The following is a 10,799-nucleotide window of genomic DNA, read 5'->3' on the forward strand; positions in this document are numbered from 1 at the left end:
GCCGGGAACCCCGCGCCCCTCCAGCTCCATGAGGATCTGGCTGGCCATGAGCGCACTGCTCGATGGTGCGGGCGAGGGCTTGAGCGTGCAGACGAGGGCAAGGGCGGTAAGAGTGGACATGGCTCGACGCTATGCACCGCAGTTGCGCGTCACCCGCACGTCACATGGGATTTGCCGCAATGCCCTCCGTGCTCAGCAGCACGAGCACCGAATGGTCGGTGACGCCGACGTCTCTCCGGCGGGCCGGGTCGGCACAGAGCGCCCGGGCGGCGGCGAGGCTCGCGGCCCCGCAGGGGCCGGAGTCCACGCCGAGGGCGCGCAGGTCGAGCACCGCCTGGCGGGCAGCGGTGTCGCCGACGGTGATGGCGGCATCCACCCCGTCTCTCATGGGCGGCCAGGCACCGGGAGAGACGACGCCGCAGTTGAGGCCGTTCATGATGGTCAGGCCGGTCGGCACGGCCACCGGCTCGCCAGCGGCAAGGGAGGCGAGAACGCACGCGGCACCATCCGGTTCGACCACGACGATCGAGGTGCCGGAGCCATGCCGGTAGTGCTCGACGGCAGCGACCGCGAGAGCGCCGACCCCCGTTGGAACGGTGACGAGGTCTGCCGTGAGACCGAGGTCGGCCAGTTGCTCGTCGACCTCGTGGAACAGGGTCGAGTACCCGTCGACGATCCACCCCGGCACGCGCTCGTAGCCCGGCCACGCCGAGTCCTGCACGAGGATGCCGCCCTCGGCCTCTGCGACCGACCGCGCGTGCAGCACGACATCGTCGTACGAGACGTCGAGCACCGTCAGCTGGGCGCCCTCCCCCGCGATCGCGTGCTGGGCCGCCACGGTGATGCTGGTCGGCACGAAGATGCGGGCCGGCACACCGAGTTTGGCGGCCATGCGCGCCACCGCGCGGCCGTGGTTGCCGTCGGTCGCGGCGACCACCGTCGACCCCGGGCTCTCGGCGAGCGCCCGCGACACCGCGTGGGAGGCGCCGAGGAACTTGAAGGCGGGCAAGCCGAACCGGTCGTTCTCCTGTTTCACCAGCACCTCGGCGACGCCGAGCTCTGCCGCCAGCGACGGAAGCCGGACCAGCGGGGTCGGCGCGTAGCCCGCGAGCGATGCGTGAAAGGCGCGGGTGTCCGCCAGCGGTGCAGCGGTGCGCCACGACCGGGCCGAGGGGTTCGAGTACCACGAGGTCATCCCTCATTCTCGCCTCCCTTGGCCCCCACACACCCCGAGACGACGAGTGATGCACCTCCGAAGCCTTGCCCGCTGGTCGCACCAGGCGTAGCCTCACCCCATGTCAACAACGGTCGAGCTCGTGCGCGTGTCCGAGCATGCGTGGGAGGTGTGCGACTGCCACTCCGACGTCGTTGGCTACGTCGAAGACCACGAGGGTGTCTTCGACATCCTCATGGTCGGGGCTCCCGGCTGGCGGCCGCACTTCGCCTCGCTCGAGAACGCCGTCGACTACTTCGAGGAGTACCTCGACGCCGTGCAGCTCGGCTCTAGCTGAGCAGCTCGGCCATTCGCTGCAGCGCTCGTCGTGCCTCCGGCATCCACGGCGCCCCCGGGTAGTCGTGGAACGCCTTCTCGACGAACTCGAGCTCTGCGGTTCCGCCCGCCGCCCTGATCTTGTCGACGAGCAGCATCGCGTCGGCGGCGAGGATGTCGCGCCCGCCCTGGAACACGTGCACGGGCGGCAGGCCCGCGAGGTCGCCGAACAGGGGGCTCACGCGCGGGTCGCGCGGGTCGTGCGAGCCAGCCCAGAGACCGCCGGCGGCGATGAGGCCCGGGGTCGCCAGCATCCGGTCCTGCTTCTGCAGCTGCGGGATCGCCGGGTTCTCGAGCGTCACGTCGACCCACGGGGAGATGAGGATGACGCCGGCAGCAGACCGCCCTGCGTCGCGCAGCCGCATCGCCTGCCCCAGTGCCAGCCCGCCGCCGGCCGAGTCACCGCCGAGCCAGTCGACGTCGACGCAGAGCTCGTCGAGCAGGGCGTATGCCTCGTCGACGTCGTGGTCGGGCGCCAGGCCGTAGAGCGGAAGGGTGACGGTGACGCCGCTGTTCTCGACGAGACTCGCGATGATGCCCCAGTGCGCCGACTGCAGGGGGTAGAGGTAGCACCCGCCGTGCACGTAGAGCAGTCGTCGGCCGCTGGGACGCGCGGGGGCAACCTCGAACACCGGTCGACCGGCGACCGCTCGCTCGGAGATCAACGGAAGCAGCCGGCGGGGAGGGGGCGCTGCGACGCGAGTCGCCGCGGTCTGGAGCGCGAGCTCTGCCGACGTCGTGCTGACGCCGCGAAACCGCAGCAGTTCGTAGGTGACGGCGAGCGCGAGCGACATGCGGTCAGGCCCTGCCGCGATTGGCCCTGCGCACCTCGCGCGGCGCACGGCCACCGAGGAACGACGCCGCCGAGTCGACCACGAAGCCCTGCCGCAGCACCTCGCGGCCGATGAGCATGCGGAAGCCCATGGCGTCGCGGTTGGTGAGGGTGAGTTCTGCGTTGACAGTGCGACCGACAAGAGTGAGGTCGAGTTGCACGACGATGCGCTCCTCGGTGTGACCGCTCGAGCTGCGCACGAGACGCCGGTCGAAGATCGGGCACTCGACCCGCACCGCGTCGGTGTCGCTCTCCTGCCATGGGTGAACCCAGAAGCTGACGTCGTCGCCGTGCTCCTCGATCTCGAAGGCGTGGAGGGAGGAGGTTCTGGCTCCCGTGTCGATCTTCGCCTTCACCCAGTCCACCCCGATACTGGGGAGGGCCACCCACTCACGCCACCCCGCGAGGGTGTTTGAATGGGTGGGCTTCATCCACCAATCATCGCAGGGGCTCCCCATGAAACTCGCCATTCTCTCGCGTGCCCCGCACTCGTACTCGACCCAGCGGTTCCGCGCCGCCGCCGTGCAGCGCGGGCACGACGTGAAGGTGCTCAACACCCTGCGGTTCGCGATCGACCTGTCGGGCGACGAGCCAGACCTGCAGTTTCGCGGGCGCCCCCTCTCGACCTACGACGCGATCCTTCCCCGCATCGGCAACTCGATCACCTACTTCGGCACGGCCGTGGTGCGCCAGTTCGAGCAGATGGATGTCTACACGCCCAACACGGCGAACGGCATCAGCAACTCCCGTGACAAGCTGCGCGCCATCCAGATCCTCTCCCGTCACAACATCGCCATGCCGGCGACCGCCTTCGTGCGCAACCGCGCCGACGTGCGGCCGGCCATCGAGCTCGTCGGCGGGGCCCCTGTCGTCATCAAGCTGCTCGAGGGAACGCAGGGCATCGGTGTGATCCTCGCGCCGGAGGCGAAGGTGGCAGAGGCGATCATCGAGACCCTGCACTCGACCAACCAGAACGTGCTCATCCAGCGGTTCGTGGCAGAGAGCCGCGGGCGCGACATCCGTGCCCTCGTCGTTGGCGACCGCGTGGTCGCGGCGATGCGGCGCGTGGCCAACGGCGACGAGTTCCGTTCCAACGTGCACCGGGGCGGATCGGTCGAGCCTGTGGAGCTCTCGCCGGAGTACGAGCGCGTCGCCGTGCGCTCCGCCCAGATCATGGGCCTCAAGGTGGCCGGCGTCGACATGCTCGAGGGCAACGACGGCCCACTCGTCATGGAGGTCAACTCCTCCCCCGGCCTGCAGGGAATCGAGGCGGCAACCGGACTGGATGTCGCGGGCGCCATCGTCGACTACATCTCCAACGAGGTCGCATTCCCCGATATCGACGTGCGCCAGCGTCTCGGCGTCTCGACCGGATACGGGGTCGCAGAGATCGTCGTCAACTCCGGTGCCGACCTCGTCGGCTCCACCCTCGGCCAGGCCGGCCTCTGGGAGCGCGGCATCGCGGTGCTCACCCTGCACCGCGGCACCACCGTCATTCCCAACCCCCGCAAGGGCGAGGTGCTCGAGGCGGGCGACCGCCTGCTCAGCTTCGGCAAGCTCGAGGAGATGCGCTCGATGATCCCGAACCGCCGGCGCCGCGCGAAGGTGCGCAAGCTGCCGAAGGTGGCTGCGCCGGAGGCCTAGTGCTCCCGGGCGCCGCGCCGTGAGCTCACCCCACCCCTGGCTCACCGACCGGCAGTGAATTCCGGCTGAGCGGGGTATCCAAGCCTCTATGGTCAATGGAGGCCCCGCTCAGCCGGAATTTGTGACAGCGGGCTAGAACGACGCCACGTTGCCAGCCCCCGCGAAGTCGAGCGGTGCGAGCGGCGACTCGAGGTTGGCTCCCCCGCGGTACCGCGTGGCGATGTGGCGGTCGGGCAGGCGATTGCCCTCGCCGAACAGGCGCTGGCGCAGAGTCGTCGGCGCTCCCGCCTCTGGCAAGCGGCCGCGCTTGCGCAGCTCGGGAACAACGAGCTCTGCAAAGTCGCGCGCGGTGTCGAAGGAGTGGTATTGGCGGAGGTTGATGCCGTCGAGGCCGTCCTCATCCAGCCACTTCTCGATCTGATCGGCGACCACCGTCGGGGTGCCAGCGACGAAGAAGCGGTCGTCGACGCCACCAGAGATGAAGTCGAGCGCCTGACCGACTGTGCGCTCGAGAGGCAGGAACGGCACCTGCGACGGCAGCACCTCGGCGCGGCGCAGCGCCTCGCCGACGGTGATGTTGCGCGGGAACGCCGTGAGGTCGATGGGCAGGCTGTAGTGCGCGAGGATGCCGTCGAGGCTCGTGTGCTGCTGGTACAGCCGCCACTTGTCCTGCGCCTCCTCCTCGGTGCGGCCGACGACGACACCGGCCATCGCGATGAACTTGATGTCGTTGCTGCGTCGGCCGTGGCGAACGGCGGCGTCGCGCATGGTCTGCGCGTTCCTACGGAACTCCTCCGAGGTACGGCCGCCGGTGAACACCACCTCGGCGTGCCGGCCGGCGAACTCGATGCCGGCCGGTGAACCCGTGGCCTGGAACATGACGGGCGTGCGCTGCGGCGAGGGGTGCACGATGTGCGGGCCGCTCACCCGGTGGTGCTCGCCGACGTGGTTGATGTAGCGCACCTTCGACGGGTCGGTGAAGACGCGGTTCTCCCGGTCGTTGACGACCGCGTCGTCGTCCCACGAGCCCTCCCACAGCTTGTAGAGCACGTCGAGGTACTCGTCGGCGCGGGCGTAGCGCTCGTCGTGCGGAATCTCGCCATCGAGGCCGAAGTTGTGGGCGGCGTTCGGCAGGTACGAGGTGACGACGTTCCACCCGACCCGGCCCTTGGTGAGGTGGTCGAGCGTCGACATGCGCCGCGCGAAGGCGAACGGCGGCTCGTAGGTCGTCGAGAAGGTGACCCCGAAGCCGAGTCGCTCTGTCACCGCGGCCATGGCCGGAATCAGCAGCAGCGGATCTAGGTTCGGGCTCTGCAGTCCCTCGCGCAGCGCGGTCTCCGGGCCGCCGCGGAACACGTCGTAGGCGCCGATGACGTCGGCGAGGAAGACGCCGTCGAAGCCGCCGTTCTCGAGGATCTGCGCCAACTCCGTCCAGTAGCTGAGCTCGGCGAAGCGGTGCCGGTTGTTGTCGGGCAGTGGCCACAGGCCGTGCGTGATGTGGCTGACGCACGCCATCTCGAACAGGTTGAGAAAGAGCTGCTTCTTCTCTGGCATGGGGGTTCCTAACTGACGAATGGCGATGGGTCGAAGACGGGAATGGATGCGATCAGCTCGCGCGTGTATGCGTGCTGTGGCCGCTGGAAGATGTCGTCGGGCGTGCCCTCCTCGACGACCACGCCGTCCTTCATCACGAGCACGCGGTCGCTCAGGTGGCTGATGACGCCGAGATCGTGCGAGATGAACAGGTAGCTGACCCCGGAGGCCTTCTGCAGTGCGACGAGCAGGTCGAGGATCTGGGCCTGGATGGTGACGTCGAGGGCCGACACCGCCTCATCCAGCACGATCACCGCCGGTCGCGGCGCGAGGGCGCGGGCGATCGCGACACGCTGTCGCTGCCCGCCAGAGAGCTTCAGCGGGAAGCGCTGCAGCACGTCGTGTGGAAGCCCGACCTGCGTCAGCAGTTCCCGCACCCGCTCGCCCTTCTGTGCGGAGGAGAGCGACTGGCCACGCAGGGCGTCGAGCAGGATGCGCTCGACGTTCCAGCGCGGGTCGAACGAGCTCAGCGGGTCCTGGTAGACCACGGAGATGCTCTGGCGAAGGCGGCGGCGCTTGCGCTCCGGCAGCACCGACCAGTCCTGGTCGAGCAGGCGAACCGTGCCGCCGTCGAGCGTCTCGAGCCCGAGCGCGAGCTTGGCGGTCGTGCTCTTGCCGGAGCCCGACTCCCCCACGATTCCGATGGTCTCGCCGGCGCCGAGGGTGAACGAGACCCCGTCGACGGCTGTCGCGTGGCCGAATCGCTTGAGCAGGTCACGGGCCTCGAGAACGTGGCCAGTCACCTCGATGTGCTCGACTTCGGCCGATGCCCCTCCGACGCTCAGCGCACGCCCGCGGGTGTGCTCGCTCGGCACGGCGGCGATGAGCGCCTTCGTGTACTCGTGCTTGGGGGACCCGAGAACCTCGGCCGCCGTGCCCTGCTCGAGCACCTCCCCGCCGCGCATCACGAGAATCTGGTCGGCGAGGCGGGCAACCACAGAGAGATCGTGGCTGATGAGGATGATGGAGGCGCCGCGGCGCTTCATCGCCTCCAGCTCGCTGAGCACCTGCGCCTGCACGGTCACGTCGAGCGCCGTGGTCGGCTCGTCGGCGATCACGATGTCGGGGTCGAGGGCGATCGCCGAGGCGATGAGGGCGCGCTGGCGCAGGCCGCCGCTGAGCTGGTCTGGCCGCTGGCGCGCACGAACCTCGGGGAAGGGCACCCCGACCCGGGTGAGCAGGTCGATGACCCGGGCGTAGCGGGCGGCACGGTTTCCCCAGCGGTGCAGGCGCAGCGCCTCCTCGATCTCCGCGCGCACGGGGCGAAGCGGGTCAAGGCTGACGAGCGCGTCTTGCAGGATGAAGCCGACATCCCGTCCTCGCACCCTGCGCCACTGGCGCGCGGTGTACGAGCGCACGTCCTCATGGTGCAGCTCAAGCACGTCGGCCTCGACGATGGCGTTGCGGCCGGTGAGGCCGACGAGCGATCGGGCGGTGACGCTCTTGCCGGAGCCCGACTCGCCGACGATCGCCACGCACTCCCCCGGGGTCAGCTCGAAGGAGACACCGTGCACGACGTCGCGACGAACGCCGTTCACGGTGAACCCGACGCGCAGGTTCTCGACGGTCAGGCGCGCGGCCGGCCAGTCGAGGCGATCGACATCGTCGAGAGGTTCGGTGATGGTCATTTCTCGCCCTTCTCCACGGTGTTCTGCAGGTGCCGGCCGATCGTGGTCGCCGCAAGAGCCACCGCGACGATCACGAGCCCGGGGATCACGACGAGCCAGCCGGCCGTAGTGATGTACGCGCGCCCCGCGTCGAGCAGGGCACCCCACTCCGAGGCGGGCGGGGCGACGCCGAAGCCGAGGAACGACAGGCTCGAGGCCCACACGATCGACTGCCCGACCGAGAGGGCGAACACGGCGACAAGGGGGCGAAGGGCATTCGGCAGGATGTGCGCCTGAACGATGCGCGCCCGCGAGTGCCCCAGCGCGGTCGCCGCCTCCACGTAGCCGGAGTTCTTCGCCGCGAGCACCTGACCGCGCACCATGCGCGCGTAGCCCGGAGCCGTGCCGAGCCCGACCGCGAACACCGCGGTGAGCGCCGAGGGCCCGAGGATTGCAACGAGCAGCAGCGCGATGAGCAGAGACGGGAAGGCGAACAGCACCTCGATGAACCGGTCGACCACCACGGCGATGGGCTTCGGGGCGAGGCCGGCGAGAGCCCCGAACAGCACGGCGAGCGTGAGGCTCACCGTTGCCGCGCCGAGACCGATCACGAGGGAGTCTGCCGTGCCGAAGACGACGCGGCTGTAGAGGTCGCGGCCCGACTCGTCGGTGCCGAACGGGTGCGCCCACGACGGCGGCTGAAGGGCTTCGGCGTAGGCAAGCGCGAAGGGGTCGTGCGTCGCGAGCAGCTGCGGCGCGAGCACCGCGATCAGGAGCAGCACCACGAACGCGAGCGCCGCGTACAGACCGAGCGGCAGGCGCAGGATGCGCGCCGTGCGGGGCGGGAGGGCCGTCAGTGTCGTCATGATGCCGCCAATCGCGGGTCGATGATCGAGTAGGCGATGTCGACGATGAGGTTCGCCACGACGTAGACGACCGCGACGAGTGTCACGATGCCGACGACGACCGGAAGGTCCTGCGCGTTGACCGCGCTCACCAGCACGGAGCCGATACCGGGCCGCGAGAAGATCGCCTCGACGATGACGGCACCAGAGAGGGTGGCGCCGAGCGCCCATCCCGAGAGCGTGACCGCCGGGATGATGGCGTGGCGCAGCACGTGCTGCAGGCGTACGCCGACATCCCCCATGCCGCGCATGCGGGCGGAGACGACGAACGGCTGGTCGAGAGCCCGCTCGAACTCGGCCCGGGTGCTCTGCGCCATGAACCCGGCGAGCGGAATCGCCAGCGTCAGCGCCGGCAGGACGAGGCCGTTGAGACCCGTGCCGCCGATGACCGGAAACCAGTGCAGCCCGAGGGCGAAGACGAGCAGAAGGATGATGCCGAGCCAGTAGGCGGGCAGACCGGCCGCCACGACATCCACGAGCGATCCGATCGCGCCGAGCCGTGGACCGCGCCCGGCGGTGAGCGTCACCCACACGACCATGAGCACCCAGGAGAACAGGATGGCGGTGAGCGACAGGATGACGGTGGCACCGAGCTGCTCGCCGATGATGTCGGTCACCGGGCGGTACTGCTGGTACGAGTTGCCGAAGGTGCCGCCGACGACGCCGCGCAGGTAGTCGAAGTACTGCACGATGAGCGGGTTCTGCAGGCCGAACTCCGCGTTGATGGGAGCAAGCTCCTCCGGCGTGCGCAGCTGCGCCTGGCCGGCCCGGATGTTGAGGATCGTCGTTGCGCGGTCGCCCGGCAGCGCCGTCTGCGCAAAGAACGCGACGGTTGCCGCGCCCCACAGCACGACGAGCGCGGAGGCGACCTTGCGGGCGATCAGGAAGGCGACCGCCCGGAGGCGGGAGGGCCGGCGCTGGGCCGGCACCTCCAGCACTGCGGTCGCACTATCAGCCGCTGTGTTGTCGTTAGCCAACAAGGTAGGCGTCATAGAACGTCGGGCCTCCCTGTGCGTGCTCCTGCCACAGGTCCTTGAGCTTCGAGCCGACACCGAGCGTGCTGAGTCGGTCGTAGACCCCGATGGAGAAGGCGTGCTCTGCGATGTAGTCCTGCGCCTGCGTGTAATAGGCGTGCTGCTCCTCGAGGTCGAAGGCGGAGTTGCCGGCGAGGATGTAGCCCTCCAGCGTCTCGTCGTTGACGAAGGCGCTGTTGCTGTAGTTCGGGTGCTCCTCCGTGCTCGGGCGCCAGTTGATCTGCAGGATGCCCGCGGTGACGGCCGTCCAGTAGCCGACGCTGATGTCGTACGAGTCAGGGCCAGAGTAGGCACCAGAGAACAGCTCGCTCTGCGGCACCGGGATGAGCTCGACATCGAAGCCGACCTTCGAGGCCTGCTCCTTGACGCCCTGCAGGATCGCCGCACCATCCGAGTTGATGATCGAGCCAGCGCCGTAGGGAAGGATCACGTGCAGCGGCTCGCCGTCCTTCGTGCGGATGCCGTCGGCGTCCTTCTCCGACCAGCCGGCCGCGTCGAGCAGCTCGTTTGCCGCCTCTGGGTCGTAGCTGTAGAGGTCTGCCGCCTCCTGGCTGTAGCCGGGGGTGGTCTGGCTCACGCCGCCGTTGCCCTCGAAGGGGATGACGCCCTGGCCGATGGTCTCGACGATCGCCTCCCGGTCGAGGCTGTAGGCGAAGGCCTTGCGCAGGTTCTCGTCGGTGAAGACACCCTGGTCGGTGTTGAAGCTCAGCTGCTGGGGGCGACCGGGGGTCACGTACTTCTGCAGCTCGTATCCGGCTCCATCCAGTGTCTTCCACTGCACGGCTGGCACGTCGTAGATCGCGTCGACCTCACCGCTCTGCAGCGCCGCGACACGGGTCGTGGGGTCGGCGACGAACTTCCAGTCGATCTCCTCGACATAGGCGGGGCCGGTGTGCAGCGCGTTGGCGGGCGGCGAGGTGTAGTCGTCGTTGCGAACGAGAACGATGTTCTGACCGCGGTTCCACTCCTTGACCTTGAATGGGCCGGAGCCGATCGGAGCCTCGCAGTTCTCCTCGTCTGTGCGGGTCTCGAGAGCCTCCTGCGACTGGATGCCGAAATAGCTCTGCGTGAGGTTGTCGGCCAGTCGCGGGTAAGGCGCGAGCAGGTTGACCTGGAGCGTGAGCTCGTCGATCGCCTCGGCGGAGTCGTAGTAGCCATCGAGCCAGACGAGAGCCGTGCTGTTGCCGCCGGTGACCCAGTAGTCGAAGTTGTAGGCGACCGCCTCTGCCGTCAGCGGGCTGCCGTCGGTGAACTTCACGTCGGGCTTGAGGGTGAAGGTCCAGGTGAGGCCGTCCTCCGACTGCTCCCACGTCTCGGCGAGCCACGGAACGACCTCGTGGTTCTCGTCGAGCGAGACGAGGTTGTCGATGACCTGGTACGACAGGTAGGCCTGCTCGATCCAGCCGCCGAAGACGCACGCCGGCTCCTGCTGGTGGGCGTAGACGATGGTGCCGCCCTCGACGCGCTCGCCGCTGGCGGCGAGGTCGGTGGACGGCGCGCACGCGCTGAGGGCGAGTGCGGTGGTGAGGGCGATCGCTGCGATCGGAATGAATGTGGCGCGCATGGTGGCGTCGGCTCCTGGCTCTGGGGTGGTCACGTTTTGCCAGAGTAGGTGGCCGTCTTCCCGGTCGCGAA

General features: G+C 69.0%; 10 protein-coding genes. 2 read left to right on the forward strand and 8 right to left on the reverse strand.

Translation table 11 applies throughout. The annotated features are described in order from the left end of the window. Window positions 1–160: 160 nt before the first annotated feature. The gene (locus tag AC14A7_RS09155) at window positions 161–1,195 is read right to left on the reverse strand and encodes a pyridoxal-phosphate dependent enzyme (protein WP_484008333.1); all 1,035 of its coding nucleotides are present in this window, start codon (window positions 1,193–1,195) and stop codon (window positions 161–163) included. A 100-nt stretch (window positions 1,196–1,295) separates the two neighbouring features. Between AC14A7_RS09155 and AC14A7_RS09160 the strand changes: the two genes are divergently transcribed. Next, a complete protein-coding gene (locus tag AC14A7_RS09160; protein ID WP_484008335.1) occupies window positions 1,296–1,511 on the forward strand; it encodes a hypothetical protein in 216 nt (71 codons plus the stop codon). Here AC14A7_RS09160 and AC14A7_RS09165 read toward each other — a convergent pair. Continuing rightward, a complete protein-coding gene (locus AC14A7_RS09165; protein WP_484008337.1) occupies window positions 1,504–2,343 on the reverse strand; it encodes an alpha/beta hydrolase in 840 nt (279 codons plus the stop codon). The genes AC14A7_RS09160 and AC14A7_RS09165 overlap by 8 nt on opposite strands. Before the next feature lie 4 nt (window positions 2,344–2,347). Then, entirely contained in the window at window positions 2,348–2,812 is a 465-nt protein-coding gene (locus tag AC14A7_RS09170; protein WP_484008339.1) for an ATP-dependent zinc protease family protein, read from the reverse strand. A 25-nt stretch (window positions 2,813–2,837) separates the two neighbouring features. Between AC14A7_RS09170 and AC14A7_RS09175 the strand changes: the two genes are divergently transcribed. After that, entirely contained in the window at window positions 2,838–4,025 is a 1,188-nt protein-coding gene (locus AC14A7_RS09175; protein ID WP_484008341.1) for a RimK family alpha-L-glutamate ligase, read from the forward strand. Window positions 4,026–4,157: 132 nt separating this feature from the next. Here the strand turns inward: AC14A7_RS09175 and AC14A7_RS09180 are convergent, their stop codons facing one another. The 5 genes from AC14A7_RS09180 to AC14A7_RS09200 are packed head-to-tail and all read right to left on the reverse strand — an operon-like array spanning window position 4,158 to window position 10,761. Further along, complete coding sequence (locus tag AC14A7_RS09180) at window positions 4,158–5,579, reverse strand: LLM class flavin-dependent oxidoreductase (protein WP_484008343.1); 1,422 nt, start codon at window positions 5,577–5,579, stop codon at window positions 4,158–4,160. Window positions 5,580–5,587: 8 nt separating this feature from the next. Further along, window positions 5,588–7,246 carry a dipeptide ABC transporter ATP-binding protein gene (locus AC14A7_RS09185; RefSeq protein WP_484008344.1) on the reverse strand — a complete coding sequence of 553 codons (1,659 nt, stop codon included), beginning with the start codon at window positions 7,244–7,246 and terminating at the stop codon, window positions 5,588–5,590. Further along, a complete protein-coding gene (locus AC14A7_RS09190) occupies window positions 7,243–8,091 on the reverse strand; it encodes an ABC transporter permease (RefSeq protein ID WP_484008346.1) in 849 nt (282 codons plus the stop codon). Before AC14A7_RS09190 ends, AC14A7_RS09185 begins: the two co-directional genes overlap by 4 nt. Continuing rightward, window positions 8,088–9,068, reverse strand: a complete 981-nt coding sequence (locus AC14A7_RS09195; RefSeq protein WP_484008348.1) for an ABC transporter permease — start codon at window positions 9,066–9,068, stop codon at window positions 8,088–8,090. Before AC14A7_RS09195 ends, AC14A7_RS09190 begins: the two co-directional genes overlap by 4 nt. 31 nt (window positions 9,069–9,099) lie before the next feature. Beyond that, window positions 9,100–10,761, reverse strand: a complete 1,662-nt coding sequence (locus AC14A7_RS09200) for an ABC transporter substrate-binding protein (RefSeq protein ID WP_484008350.1) — start codon at window positions 10,759–10,761, stop codon at window positions 9,100–9,102. Window positions 10,762–10,799 lie beyond the last annotated feature (38 nt).

The organism is Conyzicola sp., from assembly GCF_057073975.1.